General features: G+C 63.4%; 13 protein-coding genes and 1 pseudogene. 2 read left to right on the top strand and 12 right to left on the bottom strand.

The annotated features are described in order from the left end of the window. Positions 1–373: 373 nt before the first annotated feature. From BMX67_RS19725 to BMX67_RS19075, 8 genes are all read right to left on the bottom strand, one after another. Positions 374–574, bottom strand: coding sequence for an alpha-hydroxy-acid oxidizing protein (locus tag BMX67_RS19725; protein ID WP_175479993.1), 201 nt, complete (start codon positions 572–574; stop codon positions 374–376). After that, positions 565–1953: an FGGY-family carbohydrate kinase gene (locus tag BMX67_RS19105; protein WP_090738302.1), complete on the bottom strand. Its 1389-nt coding sequence runs from the start codon at positions 1951–1953 to the stop codon at positions 565–567. Before BMX67_RS19105 ends, BMX67_RS19725 begins: the two co-directional genes overlap by 10 nt. Beyond that, complete coding sequence (locus BMX67_RS19100) at positions 1950–2264, bottom strand: L-rhamnose mutarotase (protein WP_090738300.1); 315 nt, start codon at positions 2262–2264, stop codon at positions 1950–1952. Before BMX67_RS19100 ends, BMX67_RS19105 begins: the two co-directional genes overlap by 4 nt. Then, positions 2264–3262 (bottom strand): ABC transporter permease, encoded by a 999-nt coding sequence (locus BMX67_RS19095; RefSeq protein ID WP_090738298.1) that lies wholly within the window; start codon positions 3260–3262, stop codon positions 2264–2266. The genes BMX67_RS19100 and BMX67_RS19095 overlap by 1 nt, the downstream gene beginning before the upstream one ends. After that, entirely contained in the window at positions 3259–4236 is a 978-nt protein-coding gene (locus tag BMX67_RS19090) for an ABC transporter permease (RefSeq protein WP_090738295.1), read from the bottom strand. Before BMX67_RS19090 ends, BMX67_RS19095 begins: the two co-directional genes overlap by 4 nt. Beyond that, the gene (locus tag BMX67_RS19085; RefSeq protein WP_090738293.1) at positions 4233–5768 is read right to left on the bottom strand and encodes a sugar ABC transporter ATP-binding protein; all 1536 of its coding nucleotides are present in this window, start codon (positions 5766–5768) and stop codon (positions 4233–4235) included. Before BMX67_RS19085 ends, BMX67_RS19090 begins: the two co-directional genes overlap by 4 nt. Before the next feature lie 72 nt (positions 5769–5840). Next, positions 5841–6809 (bottom strand): rhamnose ABC transporter substrate-binding protein, encoded by a 969-nt coding sequence (gene rhaS, locus BMX67_RS19080; protein WP_425438996.1) that lies wholly within the window; start codon positions 6807–6809, stop codon positions 5841–5843. A gap of 61 nt (positions 6810–6870) precedes the next feature. Further along, positions 6871–7674, bottom strand: coding sequence for a DeoR/GlpR family DNA-binding transcription regulator (locus BMX67_RS19075; RefSeq protein ID WP_090738289.1), 804 nt, complete (start codon positions 7672–7674; stop codon positions 6871–6873). A gap of 182 nt (positions 7675–7856) precedes the next feature. On the opposite strand from BMX67_RS19075, the gene BMX67_RS19070 reads away from it, so the two are divergent. Both BMX67_RS19070 and rhaI read left to right on the top strand, forming a co-directional pair. Then, positions 7857–9965 (top strand): bifunctional rhamnulose-1-phosphate aldolase/short-chain dehydrogenase, encoded by a 2109-nt coding sequence (locus tag BMX67_RS19070; RefSeq protein ID WP_090738287.1) that lies wholly within the window; start codon positions 7857–7859, stop codon positions 9963–9965. 105 nt (positions 9966–10070) lie between these two features. Beyond that, positions 10071–11339, top strand: coding sequence for an L-rhamnose catabolism isomerase (gene rhaI / locus BMX67_RS19065; RefSeq protein WP_090738284.1), 1269 nt, complete (start codon positions 10071–10073; stop codon positions 11337–11339). A gap of 75 nt (positions 11340–11414) precedes the next feature. Here rhaI and BMX67_RS19060 read toward each other — a convergent pair. The 4 genes and pseudogenes from BMX67_RS19060 to BMX67_RS19045 form a co-directional block, all read right to left on the bottom strand. Further along, a pseudogene (locus BMX67_RS19060) lies at positions 11415–12152 on the bottom strand (IS5 family transposase). A 48-nt stretch (positions 12153–12200) separates the two neighbouring features. Further along, complete coding sequence (locus BMX67_RS19055) at positions 12201–13067, bottom strand: LysR substrate-binding domain-containing protein (RefSeq protein ID WP_090738282.1); 867 nt, start codon at positions 13065–13067, stop codon at positions 12201–12203. Between the two features lie 76 nt (positions 13068–13143). After that, complete coding sequence (locus BMX67_RS19050; RefSeq protein ID WP_090738280.1) at positions 13144–14718, bottom strand: BCCT family transporter; 1575 nt, start codon at positions 14716–14718, stop codon at positions 13144–13146. A 23-nt stretch (positions 14719–14741) separates the two neighbouring features. After that, positions 14742–15238 (bottom strand): GMC family oxidoreductase (locus BMX67_RS19045; RefSeq protein ID WP_245739533.1); only part of this gene is annotated, 497 nt, incomplete at its 5' end.

The following is a 15238-nucleotide window of genomic DNA, read 5'->3' as shown; positions in this document are numbered from 1 at the left end:
TCGCTCTACCAGAAAAGATCAGACATGTTCACCGCTCGTTTTCGAATGGTGAATCACGCTCGCACAACCAAATCAACGGGTCCTGACCCTAGGCCGTTCCAGCTAAGTCAAAGCACACGACGCCGAGAGCCGTCAGACCTACAGGAAAGAAAAGGTTCCGGCCCGACGACTATTTCATCGACCCGCTAGACATCCGAGTCGGTCTTGTAAGGTCGTGCTCTGCCTGATTGGTACCACCAAGCAGTGAAGACGGAGATTGAAACCTTTGCATTGGTTCCCAAACGCTTGGCGTCGGCTGCGATCGCATCCAATTCTGACGGTGAAGCAGCCGCTGCAATGCGGTCGGCGACAGATAGACCGGCAGATCGATCTTCTATCCCATTACCGTGGTTGAAAGATCGACCTCGGACACGCAGCGCAGGACGTTGGGCACCAGATCGCAGCGCGAAAAGCTTTCGCTCTTGCGGCGCAGGGTAAGTTCCTCGTCGGCACCGCCGTCGATGTAGTCGAAGATGGTACGGCGCAGGCGGCGGCGTGCAAGACGGCGGAAGTCGTGGCAGTCGTTCAATCGCATTCGCGTTCCTTCACATGCCGCGCCCAACTCGCCGCATAGGCGCGCAACGGCGCGGGGTCGTCACAGATGACGGGCGTGGTTTCCGGCAGGGTTGCGTCAAGGCCCAGCAGCATCGCGGCCCCGACGCTGGTCCCCGTTGCCGAGGCGGCGATGCGGACTTCGGGCCGCAAGGCGGCCAACATGGCGGTGAAATCGGCGTTGCGAGCGAAGGGCCCCTCGACGATGATCGGCCCCTTCGCACCGGCAAGCGACAGGCAGGTGTCGGTCATCAGCGCAAGATACCACGACAACGCCAGCATCCGTGCGCCATCGGTCTTCGGATCGCGGGTCCATGCGTGGCGGCACCGCTTGAACGGGCCGCTGTCGCTTGTGACCGAGGGCAGCAGCGCGATGCCCGCCAGAACCTCGGAACGATCATCCGGGGTGGGGGTGGCGTCGCATCCGTCGCGGATGATCTCGTATTCGCGGCCCCCCATGAAGCGTGCCGAGGGCACCGGCTGTCCAAGCGCGTTGACGTTGACCAGGGTATCGCGGGCGGGGTCCAGCCGCGGCGCGTCGCCACCCACCGCCATGGCGATCACCCATGTCCCCGTGGATACCACGGAAAACGGCGCCTGCTGCGTCAGGACATGGGGATAGAGCGAGGCATTGCTGTCGTGGATCCCGCAGGCAACCGGCACCTGCGGCGACATCCCCGTGCGCGCGGCGATATCTGCGCTGATCGTCCCCAGGACCGCATCCGCGCGACGGGCGGGCGCGATCTTGCGGGTCAGCGCCAGCCGTTCGACCAGCGTGGAAAATTCACCCCGGTGCGGATCCCACAGATCGGTGTGGCAGCCAAGCGAGGTCACGTCGGTGGCCAGCTGGCCCGTCAGCCGAAAGCCCCAGAACTGCGGATAGGTGACGACATGCGCCACTCTGTCCCGCAGCGCGGGGTCGCTTTCGAACTGCCAGAAGAGCTGCGCCCCGAGGTTCAACCCGCAGGGCAGCCGTGGCGAACCGGTCTGTTCGAAGGGCGGGCGGATGGCGTCATAGGCCTCGGCCATGTCGTCCGGTCCGCCATGTTCGTAATCCAGCATGGGGGCGGCCAGACGTCCTTCGCGATCCAGCAGGACCGCGCTTGCACCATGGGTCGTGATCGAGATGGCGTCTATGCCGTAGCTGGCCTGAAACTCCGTCAGGTGATCGAGAAGGAACGACCAGTGCCCCTCCAGGTCGAAGCTGGGCCATGGCGGGCCGGCCAGGACGCGGTTGGGACGTGTGACGACCGCGATCTCGTGCAGCGTCGTCCCGTCGACCAGCGCCAGCTTGGCGTTCGTCTTGCCCACGTCGATGACGGCGATGTGTCGGGGGCGGTTCGGTGCGGTGGCGTCGGTCATGGCATCGCGAATACGGTTTCGAGGTCGATCTGACGCGGGCGATTGTCGGGATGCGTTTCCATGATGTCGGCCATATGCGCCCACCAGCGTTGCATCACGGGGTGGTCGGGCAAAGCTGCCATCCCGTGATCCGGCCGCCGTCGGAGAACGCCGAACAGGGCGCGGGTCTCGGGATCGTAATGGATCGAGTAATCCTCGATCCCGGCAGCACGCAACAGGTCGACCAACTCTGGCCAGATCTCGTCGTGGCGGCGGCGATACTCGTCCAGGCAGCCGGGGTTCAGGACCATGCGGAAGGCATATTTCTCCATCATGCGCCCCTCAGCCTGGACCAGAGCCGCGGCAGGGCAATGACGCCGATTAGCAGCAGGCCGATGAAGATCGACATGACGATGCCCGGGACGTTCAAAAGCCCCAGCCCGAAGGTGACCAGCCCCATCACGAAGGCCGCGATCACGACGCCGCCAATGGTGCCCGTCCCGCCCAGGATGTTCACGCCGCCAAGGACGACCATCGTCACCACCTCCAGCTCCATTCCGCTGGCGATGGACGACCTGGTCGAGCCGAGACGCGAGGTCAGGCAGACTGCCGCAAGCCCCGACATCAGGCCAGTCAGCAGGAACAGGATCATCTTGACCCGCGCCACCCGGATGCCTGAGAACAACGCGGCCGTCGGGTTGTTGCCGATCGCAAAGACCGCGCGCCCGAAGTTGGTCCTGTGCAGGATGACCGCATAGATCACCGCAAGGAGAGCGAAGATCACGAATTCGACCGTGATCACCCAGAAGGCATAGCCCTGGCCGAAGACCGCGAAGCTGTCGGGATAGCCACGGAAGGCACCATCGCCGAGGATGATGAAGCTGATGCCGCGAAACAGGCTCATGGTGCCGATGGTCACGACGATCGAGGGCAGGCCGAGGCGGGTCACCATCAACCCGTTGAACGCGCCGCACAGCAGGCCCGTCGCCAGGCCCGTCAGGACGATGACCGGTGTTCCGAAGCCTGCCTGCATCACGATGCCCATGGCGGTCGACGCCAGCGCGATGATCGCCGCGACCGACAGGTCGATCTCGCCCGCGATGATCAGCAGCGCCATGGCGAAGGCGATCATCGCCTTCTCGGTGAAGTTGAAGGTCGCGTCCGACAGGTTCCACGGATCGAGGAAATAGGGCGAGGCAAAGCTGTTCAGGATGAAGATGAACACCGCCACCAGCAGCAGCAGGCTTTCCCAGCTTCTCAGCGCGCGGCTGGCGGGACTGGTCAGCTGGTCGGGGATTTTGCGGCCCGTGTTCGTGGCGATGCTGCTCATGTCGCTTTCTCCACCGATTTCAGAATGATGCGCCCACGCGTCCGGCCGGATCGGGAATTGAAGGTGACCGCGACCAGGATTGCGGCACCCGAGATGGCCAGCTGCCAGAAGGGCGAGATGTCGACCACCGGCAGGGCATTCTTGATGACGCCCAGAAACAGGGCGCCCAGGATCGTACCAAGAACCGTGCCGACGCCGCCCGCGATGGACACCCCGCCGATGACGCAGGCGGCCACGACGTCCAGCTCGAACCCGCCGGCGATATCGACATAGGCGACCGCATAGCGAGAGATCCACAGATAGCCCGCCAGCCCCGCCAGCGTCCCCGAGATCACGAAGGCGCGGAACTGCGCGCGGCCCACATCGATACCGGTATAGACGGCGGCATGGGGATTGTTGCCCGCGGCATAGAAGCTGCGGCCCATGGGCGTGCGCGCCATGATCAGGGCCATTCCGGCGGTCACGAGGATCGCAAGCCAGCCCAGCACCGGCAGCCCAAGGATCTGGGTGCGCGGAAAGCCGGTGAAGGCAGGCGACATCTCGTGGCTGTTGATCCAAGCGCCGTCGGACAGCAGGAAGATGATGCCACGATAGATGGTCATCGTCCCGAGGGTCACGACGATGGGCGGGATCGCCAGCTTCCACACCAATAGGCCGTTCACCGCGCCCATGACCGCCCCGCATGCCAGGGCGACAATCAGGATCACCGCAACGGGCAGGCCCGGAAAGGCGACGTTCAGCATCGCGCAGATCATCCCGGTCAGGGCAAGGTTGGCCGCCACCGACAGGTCGATGCAGCGGGTCAGGATGACGACCATCTGACCAAGGGCCAGGATCATCAGCGGCGAGGTGTCGTTGAAGACGGCCATCAGGTTGGCCGGTGCGACGAAGCCCGGGAACCGCGTGGCGATGAGGATCAGAAGCAGCAGGATGGCGCCCGTCAGGATCGCCTCGCGCGATTTCAGCATGGTCATGCGGCTTTCCCCCTTGCGTTGTCGGTGATGCCCGCCGCGTGACGGACGAGGGTTTCGGGGGACAGGTCCTCGCCCTCGAGCTGGGCCGCGATGCGGCCTTCGCGCATGACGATGACGCGATCGGACATTCCCATGATCTCGGGGATCTCGGATGAGACCATGATGACGGAAAGCCCCTCGGCAGCCAGTTCGGACATGAAGTCGTGGACAGCCGCCTTGGAACCGATGTCGATGCCCTTGGTCGGCTCGTCCAGGATGATCACCTTGGGTCGCGTCGCGAGCCACTTGGCGATGACGACCTTCTGCTGGTTGCCGCCGGACAGGGCGCCCACGCGCGTGTCCAGCGAGGCCGCGCGCAGATCCAGCCGTTCGACATACTGGCGCGCCAACGCGAATTCCTGCGCCATCCGGGTAAAGCCCGACCGCGATGTCTGCCCCAGTGACGGAAGCGTCACGTTCTGGAAGATCGGCATGTCGAGGATCGCCCCCTGCTTGCCGCGATCCTCGGGCACATAGACGATGCCGGCGGCGACCGCGTCGGCAGGCGAACGGATCACCTTGATGTCGCCCTCGACCCGCGCCACGCCCTTGGAAGGGTTGGTGATGCCGATCAGGCTCTGCATGAACTCGGACCGACCCGCACCGACCAGGCCATAGAAGCCCAGGATCTCGCCCTTGCGCAGGGTGAAGCCAATGTCGTCGAATTCGGTCGGGTGGCAATATCCGACCACCTTCAGGACCTCGTCGCCGATCACGGATGCGCGTTTTGGATATACCTGATCGACGGAACGGCCGACCATCATGCGCACCAGCGTCTTTTCGTCCATGTCCGACATCAGCCCCTGTCCGACGAATTGCCCGTCGCGGAAGACGCACCAACGGTCGGCGATGCGGAAGATCTCGTCGAACTTGTGGCTGATGAACAGGATCGCCTTGCCCTGCGCCTTCAGGGCTTCGACCAGCACGTAAAGCTCCTCGATCTCCTTCTGGCTGAGCGCGGCGGTGGGTTCGTCCATGATCACCACGCGAGCCTCGACCGAAAGGGCGCGCGCGATGGCCACCAGGTGCCGCGACGCGATGCCCAGGTCCTTCAGGCGGACATCCGCATTGATCTCGGCTCCGATGCCGTCCAGCAGGCCTTGGGCCTTGCGGGACATCGCCCTGGTGTCGATCAGGCCGAAGCGTCCGCGCGGGGCATGGCCAAGGAAGATGTTCTCGGCCACGCTCAGTTCGTCGAACAGCACGGTTTCCTGATGGATGGCCGTCACGCCCTGATCGGCCGCGGCCTGCGCCGACGGAAAGCTGACCTCGGCCCCGTCCATCAGGATACGCCCGCCATCGGGTTGATAGATGCCGGTCAGGGTCTTCACGACCGTCGATTTGCCGGCCCCGTTCTCACCGACGAGGGCGGTGACCTGTCCCGCATGCAGTTCAAGATGGACGCCGTCCAGCGCCTTGACGCCGGGAAAGGTCTTTGTGATGGCATCAAGCGCGAGCACGGGCTGTCCGGCCGTCGCAGAGCGTTCGTTCATCTGAACCTCGCTTACCGTCAGGAAAAAAATGGAAAAAGGGCGGCGCAAGGATGCGCCGCCGCGACGCGAGGATCAGAAGATGCTCTTGAACTCGTCGATGTTGCTTTCGTCATAGACGAAGGGGTCCGCCATGGGGGCCGAGTTGGTTTCGTCCAGCGTGACGGTGCCCATGCGACCGATCGGGATTTCGGCGCCGGGTGCCGCCTCGACCTCGCCCTTCGCAAGGTGATAGGCCATCATCGTGGCAGAGTATCCCAGGTCGATGGGGTTCCAGATCGCGAAGCTTTTCGAGGCTCCGCTTTCGATGGCTCCGGCCATCTCGGACGGCAGGCCCAACCCCGTCACGTTGACCTCGCCGACCTTGCCCGCATCCACGACGGCCTGCGCGGCTGCCACGATCCCGACCGAGGTGGGCGCGATGATCGCGTCCAGATCGGGGTGCGACTGCATCAGGCCCTGCGCCTCGCGATAGGATTTGTCGGCCAGATCGTCGCCATAGACCGTGCCGACGACCTCGATCCCCGGGTAATCGCCCATGACCTTCATCATTTCCTCGATCCAGATGTTCTGGTTGGTCGAGGTGGTGGTGGCCGACAACAGGCCGACCTGGCCGCCATCGGGCAGTTCGTCGGCCGCCAGCTTGATGATCATGTTGCCGATCAGCTCGTTCGAGGACGGGTTGAGATGCGCCATCCGGCCATCTTCGGCCACGCCGCTGTCCCAGCTGACCACCGTGATGCCGCGCTGCATGGCCTTCTTCAGGGTGGGGACAAGCGCGTCCGTGTCATTGGCCGAGATCGCGATCGCATCCACGCGCTGCGCGATCAGAGAGTTGATCACCTCGATCTGGCCCTCGGCCGTGGTGTCGGTCGGACCGGTATAGATGATCTCGACCTCGCCCAGCTCCTCCGCAGCCTCTTCGGCACCTTTTGCGGCCGCCTCGAAGAAGCCGATGCCAAGCGCCTTGGCGACCACGGCGATCCTCATGTCCTCGGCCGCGGCCCCCTGGGCCATCAGTCCGGTCGCCATTGCGGCGGTCATCGTCAGTTGCAAGATGCGGTTCATGTTGTCCTCCCTCTGAACCTTCTTTGCCGACTGCCATCTAGCTTGCAGCCGCGCTCTCCCTTGTTGCGGCGGTGGTCGCCACGATCAGCTTCACGTCCGCGCCTTCCACCATCGCGGCGGCACGGTCGCTGATCCCCTCGTCGGTGATCAGCACATCGATCCGGTCCAGGCCGCAAAGTACAAGCGAGGACCGGTTCTCGAACTTGGTGGAATCCACCAGCAGGACCAGCTCGTCCGCCTGGCCGATCAGCTTCTGTTCCGCCTGGATCAGCAGGGGGTCGGCCTCCATCAGCCCGAGCGGTCCGACGCCTTGCGCGCCCATGAACATGCGGCGCGCGTAGAAATTGCGGGTCACGTCGTTGTCGAAGGGCGACAGGATGATGTTCTGCTCGCGATAGATGGTGCCGCCCGACAGCGTGATCGCATTGTGGGAATGCTTCAGCAGGTGTTCCGCGATCGGAAACGAGTTGGTGAAGACCTGCATGCGGCGCGACGCAAGCGGATGGACCATCTGGAAGGTCGTCGTGCCGCCGTTGATGATGATGGGATCGCCGTCCTTGCACAATTCGACAGCGGCACGAGCGATTGCGCGCTTCTGCTCGATCATGATCGTTTCGTTGAGCGAGAACGGTCTGCCCGCCAGCGCCGGAACGTCGTTCGGCTGCAGCGCCTGGGCCCCGCCGCGCACCCTGCGCAGAAGCTTGATCGCGTCGAGCGCTGCGATATCACGCCGGATTGTCGCCTCGGATGCGCCAGTAAGCGCACAGAGTTCAGCCACCATGACGACGGGGCGATCCTCGACGGCGGACAGGATGATCCTCTGGCGTTCTTTCTCGTGCATTGCGCTCCTCCTTCAGAAACATTGCGGACCCGCCATGCGCATGTCAATCATTTTTAGTCATGAACTGTTCAGTTATGATCATAACTATCGTTGTTGATCGATAATGATTGACACGAGCGCCTGCCGACTTCAATTTTGCGCAGAACTGTTCTTACAGAGCGCCCATCCGGAGGAGAATACCGATGACAACCGTGGATCAGAAGCTGCACGCCCAACTGCAATCCCTGTGGGATGACGAGCGCGCGGCAGGCATGAGCGAACCTGAGAAGCTGCTGTATCGGTCGAATCTGCTGGGTTCGGACAAGCGCATCACGAATTACGGCGGCGGCAACACCTCGGCCAAGGTCATGCAGGCCGATCCGCTGACGGGAGAGGATGCCGAGGTGCTGTGGGTAAAAGGCTCCGGCGGAGATGTCGGCTCGATCGGAATGGACGGGTTCGCGACGCTGTACATGGACAAGCTGCGCGCGCTGAAGGGCAAGTATCGCGGGGTCGAGTTCGAGGACGAGATGGTGGGGTTCCTTCCTCACTGCACCTTCAATCTGAACCCGCGCGCGGCATCCATCGACACGCCCCTGCATGCCTATGTCCCCAAGCGTCACGTGGACCATATGCATCCCGATGCGATCATCGCCATCGCTGCGTCGAGGGACTCCGAGGAGCTGACCCGGCGGGTGTTCGGCTCGGAGATCGGCTGGCTTCCTTGGAAGAAGCCGGGCTATGAGCTGGGGCTGTGGCTAGAGAAGTTCTGCGCAGAGAACCCCGATGCGAAAGGTGTCATCCTCGAATCGCACGGCCTGTTCACCTGGGCCGACGATGCCAAGGACTGCTATGAACTGACGCTGGCGATCATCAATCGTGCCATCGATTTCTTCGACGCCGAAACCAGGGGGAAGCCGGCATTCGGAGGGGCGATCCACAAGGCCCTGTCAGACGATGCGCGTCGTTCCGTCGCCGCAAGGATCATGCCTGCAATCCGCGGTTTCGTGTCGGGCAACCAGCACATGGTCGGCCATTTCGATGACAGCGACGCCGTTCTGGAATTCGTCAATGCCCGCGACATGCCTGCACTGGCCGCATTGGGAACATCCTGCCCGGATCACTTCCTGCGCACCAAGATCCGGCCACTTGTCGTGAACTTCGACCCGGCACGCGGAAACCTGGACGAGGTTCTGGCGGGCCTGGCAGATCAGATCGCGGCCTATCGCGACGACTATGCGGCCTATTACGATCGGTGCAAACGTGCCGACAGCCCGGCCATTCGCGATCCGAACGCGGTGGTCTATCTGATCCCCGGCGTGGGCATGATCACCTTCGCCAAGGACAAGGCGACGGCCCGCATCTCGGGCGAGTTCTACGTGAACGCGATCAACGTCATGCGCGGCGCGTCCAGCGTGTCGGAATATTGCGGGCTGCCCGAACAGGAAGCCTTCGATATCGAATACTGGCTGCTGGAAGAGGCCAAGCTGCAACGGATGCCGAAACCGAAATCGCTGGCGGGCCGTGTCGCGTTGGTCACGGGTGGCGCGGGCGGCATCGGCATGGCCACTGCCGCGCGCTATCTGTCCGAAGGCGCCTGCGTGATGCTGGCCGACATCAACGAGGATGCCCTGGAAGACGCAGCCAAGGCGTTGTCCGGCCGTCATGGGGCCGATGTCGTGCGGACGGTCCAGATGAACGTCACCAGCGAGACGGCGGTCGCCGCGGCCTATGACGAGCTTGCCGTGGAGTACGGCGGCCTCGACATTCTCGTGTCGAACGCGGGCATCGCCTCGTCGGCCCCGATCGAAGAGACCTCGCTGGAACTGTGGAACCGCAACATTGCGATCCTGTCGACCGGGTATTTCCTCGTCTCGCGCGCGGCCTTCGGCATCTTCCGGACGCAGGGCATCGGCGGCGCGGTCGTCTTTGTCGCCTCGAAGAACGGTCTGGCCGCCAGCCCGAACGCCGCCGCCTATTGCACCGCCAAGGCGTCCGAGATCCATCTGGCCCGCTGCCTGGCGCTGGAAGGCGCCGAGGCCGGCATCCGCGTCAATGTCGTGAACCCTGACGCCGTGCTGCGCGGCAGCCGCATCTGGGAAGGCGAATGGCTGGACCAGCGCGCCTCGACCTATGGCACCGACAAGGACGGCCTTGAAGAGATGTACCGCCAGCGCAGCATGCTGAAACGCTCGGTCCTGCCCGAGGATATCGCCGAAGCGGCCTATTTCCTGGCCTCGGACCGTTCGGCCAAGAGCACCGGCAACATCATCAACGTGGATGCAGGCAACAAGGAAGCCTTCACGCGCTAAGCCGATCATCGGCAGCGGATGGGGGCAGGGATACCGCGCCCATCCGCGGTGTCGAACAAGATGAAGAGGGCGGCGCACCCGCATCTGCGCCAAGGGGAGGATCACATGATTTCCAACGACATCGTCACGGACCAGAACGCGGCGCGCGATGCCGATCTGAACGCCGACTACGACGCCCTGGGTGCCAGGCTGTCGCGCAGCGGCACCGATATCGAGACGTTGACCGAAAAGGCGATGCGCTTTGCCGTGGCCGTTCCCAGTTGGGGCACCGGCACGGGTGGAACGCGCTTTGCGCGATTTCCGGGCGCGGGCGAGCCGGCGACCATCTTTGACAAGCTGGACGATTGTGGCGTCATCAACCAGCTGACGCGCGCCACACCGACCGTATCGCTGCACATTCCCTGGGACAAGGCCGACCCGGACGACCTGCTGGCCAAGGCAGAGCAGCTTGGGCTGGGTTTCGACGCGATGAATTCCAACACCTTCAGCGACACGGGCGATGCGCACAGCTACAAGTTCGGTTCGCTGTCGCATGTCTCCGAGGAAACCCGGGCACAGGCTGTCGAGCACAACCTCGAATGCATCGAGATCGGCCGCCGGATCGGGTCCAAGGCGCTGACGGTCTGGATCGGGGATGGTTCGAACTTTCCGGGCCAGACACATATGGGCCGGCAGTTCGAACGTTATCTGGCATCCATGAAGCAGATCTATGCCGGGCTTCCCGAGGATTGGCGGCTTTTCTCGGAACACAAGATCTATGAGCCGGCCTTCTATTCCACGGTGGTTCAGGACTGGGGCACATCGCTGCTGACGGCCCAGGAATTGGGCGACAAGGCGATGTGCCTGGTGGATCTGGGCCACCACGCGCCGAATGTTAACATCGAGATGATCGTGAGCCGCCTGATCCACGCGGGCAAGCTGGGCGGGTTCCATTTCAACGACAGCAAATATGGCGATGACGATTTGGATAGCGGTACGATCGAACCCTATCGCCTGTTCCTGGTGTGGAACGAGCTGGTCGATGCCGAGCCGCGCGGGCTGAACCTGTCGCACATGATCGACCAGAGCCACAATGTCACCGACCCCATCGAGAGCCTCATGATCTCGGCCATGGAGATCCAGCGCGCTTATGTTCAGGCATCGCTCGTGGATCGAGAGGCGCTTACGGGATATCAGCAGCAGAACGACGCGCTTATGGCCTCGGCCACGCTGCGCGCGGCGTTCCGCACCGATGTCGAGCCGATCCTGCAGATGGCGCGCGTGCGCGCGGGCGGGGCTATCGACCCGGTCGCGACATATCGCGCTGCAGCCTATCGGGCCGCCGTGGCAGCAAAGCGTCCCGAAGTGCTGGGTGGCGGTGGAGGGATTGTCTGAGCGGGCATCCGCGACCTCACTGCATGGCCACGATCCGTTTTGGATGGGAGGGGGGCAGATAGGCCTGCCTCTAGGTCATGCGGACAAATGGTGAAGCCAGAGTCGAATTGATGCGATGTCGACGAAGCCGAGCAAGCTTTCGGCTGTTCTGTCGTAGCGTGTCGCGACGCGGCGGGCGTTTCCGGGCGTGTTGAAGCAACTCTCGACCAAGTTTCGCGGGCGATACTGTGGGCGATCAATGCCAACACGCTTCTTTCGCGATTTCTGTCAGCATCATCGCCTTTGTCGGCCAGCAGCACGGAAGATTCGGGGAGGTTGTCGTCCATCGCGAGACCGAGCCCGAGATAATCCAGTGTCTGGCCGGGTGTAATGTCGACGAGCAGCGGCAGCCTCGCAGGATTCGCCCGGAGATGGATTTTGGTCGTGAAGCCACCCTTCGAGCGGCCAAAACCCTGTCGCGGAGCCCCCCCTTTGGCGCCCGCTGCCTGATGAGGTGTGCGAACCACGGTGTTGTCGACCGTTTGAAGGGCCTCAGGAACGATCCGGCTATCGTTCAATGCTTGCAGAATCAGCTCTCAGCGTCCAGCGCCGGAACTGCCAGTACACGTTCGAGCATCTTCCGAACTCTTCGGGTAGGTCCCGCCATGCTGCCCCCGTGCAGGCAATCAGGAAAGTCTTATCGAGAACAAGGCGGTGTTTGGCGGGTTTGCGCGATTTCGGAGCGTGGTAAGACACGGTGAACCGCTCAAAGAACGCCCACTTCTCGTTAGAGATTAGGTTTCGTGCAAAGCCGGTCCCCGTCGCAGAAACCAGCTTCAATCACGATCCGAGAGCGGCATCAATTCCTTTTGCCGACATAACCTAGCCATCCACAGACTGCCTGAGCCAGCGTGAAAAGCGTGCGACGCGACTGCGTGATATCTGATCATGCGTGACGTCCAGCCAATATGTATAGGGCCCGGTCATCGTCGTGGGGTCGATCGGAACGAGTTGGCCGGTCGCCAGCTCGCACTCGATCATGTTGCGGTCGATCAGCGCGATTCCGGCGCCGGCCCGGGCTGCCTCGATCACCATGTCGAGGGTCGCGAGCTCCATGACATTCTGCGGCAGCACGCCGGCAAACTCGGTCGAGAGCTGCAACCAGTTCTCCCAGGTCTGCATGCGCGATATGCCGTCGAGGACATGCAGGACCGCCGTGTTTCTCCATGCTTCGCCCTCGTCCAGAAGCTCGGGCGCGCAGACGAGGATATGCTGCTCGGTCAGTATGGGGTTGCTGAGATGCCGGTCGCGGGGAAGGCATCCGTATCTTATCGTGCAGTCGAAGCGCACGGCTTCGTCCGGCCTGGTGTGAATGGCGAGATCGAGATCCTCGTGCCTGGAACGGAAATCCTGCATGCGCCTTGCCAGCCAGCGCGTCGAAAAGGTCGGCGGAGCAAGCACCGTCAGCTTCTGCCTGGGAACCACGGCATGTGCGTCGCGGATCGCATCGTCGATCTGCCCGAATGCGTCGGTAAGCCGCTCGTGGAGGGCGGCACCGGCCTCGGTCAATGCCACGGCGTTCCCGATGCGCCGGAACAGTGGCGTGTCGAGAGCTTCCTCCAGTTGGCGGATCTGCCTGCTGACGGCGCTTTGGGTCACCCCAAGGCGGTACGCAGCCTGGGTGAAGCTGAGACATTGCCCCACGACCGAGAATGCGCGGAGGGACGTCAATGACGGCGAGCGCGACATGAGGATGATCCGCCTGATGGTTGAGGCCACGCCGCCCGATGAATGGCAGCGTGGCCGGCTGTCACGTCAGTTTGGATCAGACCGCCTGTGCCGAGGCGACAGCGTCCTGCCCAACCGCGACGGTGCGGCTGTCGAGAAGGTACTTCACCAGCACGGCATTGCAGCCCATCACGATCAACAGCGCCGGAAGGCCGCCGAGATTCGACATCATCTTGATCCCGTCGATCCCGGCGAAGCTGGTCATCACCCAGGCGACGGCGCCGATCGATCCACCCCAGACGATCTTCATCAGCAGGCTGTTTGAGGACTGCTCGTCCTCCGATGCCATCCGCTCGGCACCGTCCTGCACACAGAGGTTCGCAATCGCTTCCGTATTGGAATCCGCCGCGGTGACATAGCTGAGGAACGAGGTGAAGATGAACAGCGCCGCGGTGATCCCCGCCAGCGGCAGGTTCGACAGCATCGTGTAGACGACCGATTCCGGGCCGGTGTCGTTCAGCGCGTTGAACAGCATGTTGTCGTTGTTGCTGTCCATGAACAGCGCGGTGCCGGCAAAGATCGACATCCAGACGCAGGCGAAGACCGACGGCGCGACAAGGTTGACCAGCAGGAACTGACGCACGGTATAGCCGCGCGCGATCTTGCCCAGGAACAGCGCGGTGATCGGCGCCCAGGCCAGCCAGTTGGCCCAGTAGAAGATCGTCCAGCCCTGCGCCCAGGTGTCACCCGACAAGGCGCCCGTGGTCAGGCTTTTCTGGAAGAAGTTGCCCAGGTAATCGCCCAGTGCCTCGACCCCGCCGGCAAGGATGAAGCCGGTCGGTCCGGCAATGAACACGAAGCCCGCCAGCACGAAGAAGATGCGCGTGTTCAGGCTGGACAGGCGCGCGATGCCGCGATGCAGGCCGCTGGCAGCCGAGGCCACGGCGCTCAGCACGATCAGCGCCGTCAGGACGCCCAGCACGATCGGGCCGGTGCCGGTGCCGAAATACTTGTCGACCCCGCCCGCCAGCGTCAGTGCGCCGGTTCCAAGCGATGCCGCCATCCCGGCCACCAGCGTGTACAGCGCGATGGCGTCGATGATCTGGCCGCCCTTGCCCTCGACCGCGCTGCCGAAGACCGGCGACAGGGCCGAGCCGAGCGAAAACGGCTTGCGGCGGTTGTAATAGGCCAGCGCGAAGGCCAGCGCGGGCACGCTGTAGATCGAATAGGGCGTGAACGACCAGTGCAGGAACATGGTCGACAGGGCAAAACGCATGGCATCGGGCGAATCCGCCTCGGCGCCAAGGGCCGCCGGGGGATAATGCAGGTGATACATCGGCTCGGCCGTGGCCCAGAACATGATCCCGATGGCGACCGTCGTGCAGAGCGAGATCGAGAACCAGCGCCACTTGGTCAGCAGCGGCGTCGCCGCGTCACCGCCGATCCGCGTCTTGCCAAGCGGCGAGAAGAAGACCGCGATCAGGGTCAGGACCATGATCAGCGTGGCAAGGCTGAACAGCCATGAGAAACTGGACAGGATCCAGTTGTTGATCGCGGTGGTCACGGCAAGGAACCGGTCCAGATCGACCAGGCTGACCAGAACGGCCGTGATCAGCAGAATGAATGGTGGCCAGAAGACAAGTGGCCGGATCGACCCTTTGAAACTTGGCATTTTCCCCTCCCTCAAGGTGAATGTCAGGCGCTGTGACGCACCTCATGTCGAATGGATTTGCGGTCCTCGGCGATCATCGCGGCCGCCCGTTCGGCCAGCATCATCACGGGGGCATTCAGGTTCCCCGATGTGATGTTGGGAAAGACGGATGCGTCGATGACCCGCAGGCCGGGCACGCCGTGGACGCGCAGGCGCTGATCGACGACGGCGGTATCGGCATCGGGGCCCATCGCGCAGGTCCCGCACAGGTGATAGATCGAGCCGCCGTTCTGGCGGACATAGTCCAGCATCGCCTGATCGTCCTGACATTGTTCACCGGGCGAGATCTCCTCGGCGGTGATCGCGGACAGGGCCGGGGCCTGCATCAGGCGGCGCATCAGGCGGCTGGCCTCGACCGCTTCGCGACGGTCGCGTTCGGTGGCCAGGAAGTTCAGGCGGATATCGGGCGCGGCACCGGGTTCGGGACGCGACAGGCCGACGCTGCCACGGCTGTCGGGACGGCAGGAATTGAAGCACAGCA

This window comes from Paracoccus homiensis (assembly GCF_900111675.1).
Lineage (GTDB): Bacteria > Pseudomonadota > Alphaproteobacteria > Rhodobacterales > Rhodobacteraceae > Paracoccus > Paracoccus homiensis.
The sequence above is the reverse complement of the archived record's forward strand: the minus strand, read 5'-3'. Positions and strand labels throughout refer to the sequence as shown.

What these genes read in the sequence shown, in the direction of transcription:
- BMX67_RS19105 (WP_090738302.1), bottom strand. Translation starts at nt 1,953, where the DNA reads ATGACCGACGCCACCGCACCGAACCGCCCCCGACACATCGCCGTCATC.
- BMX67_RS19725 (WP_175479993.1), bottom strand. Translation starts at nt 574, where the DNA reads ATGCGATTGAACGACTGCCACGACTTCCGCCGTCTTGCACGCCGCCGC.
- BMX67_RS19075 (WP_090738289.1), bottom strand. Translation starts at nt 7,674, where the DNA reads ATGCACGAGAAAGAACGCCAGAGGATCATCCTGTCCGCCGTCGAGGAT.
- BMX67_RS19095 (WP_090738298.1), bottom strand. Translation starts at nt 3,262, where the DNA reads ATGAGCAGCATCGCCACGAACACGGGCCGCAAAATCCCCGACCAGCTG.
- BMX67_RS19055 (WP_090738282.1), bottom strand. Translation starts at nt 13,067, where the DNA reads ATGTCGCGCTCGCCGTCATTGACGTCCCTCCGCGCATTCTCGGTCGTG.
- BMX67_RS19090 (WP_090738295.1), bottom strand. Translation starts at nt 4,236, where the DNA reads ATGACCATGCTGAAATCGCGCGAGGCGATCCTGACGGGCGCCATCCTG.
- BMX67_RS19050 (WP_090738280.1), bottom strand. Translation starts at nt 14,718, where the DNA reads ATGCCAAGTTTCAAAGGGTCGATCCGGCCACTTGTCTTCTGGCCACCA.
- BMX67_RS19070 (WP_090738287.1), top strand. Translation starts at nt 7,857, where the DNA reads ATGACAACCGTGGATCAGAAGCTGCACGCCCAACTGCAATCCCTGTGG.
- BMX67_RS19100 (WP_090738300.1), bottom strand. Translation starts at nt 2,264, where the DNA reads ATGGAGAAATATGCCTTCCGCATGGTCCTGAACCCCGGCTGCCTGGAC.
- rhaI (WP_090738284.1), top strand. Translation starts at nt 10,071, where the DNA reads ATGATTTCCAACGACATCGTCACGGACCAGAACGCGGCGCGCGATGCC.
- rhaS (WP_425438996.1), bottom strand. Translation starts at nt 6,809, where the DNA reads ATGACCGCCGCAATGGCGACCGGACTGATGGCCCAGGGGGCCGCGGCC.
- BMX67_RS19085 (WP_090738293.1), bottom strand. Translation starts at nt 5,768, where the DNA reads ATGAACGAACGCTCTGCGACGGCCGGACAGCCCGTGCTCGCGCTTGAT.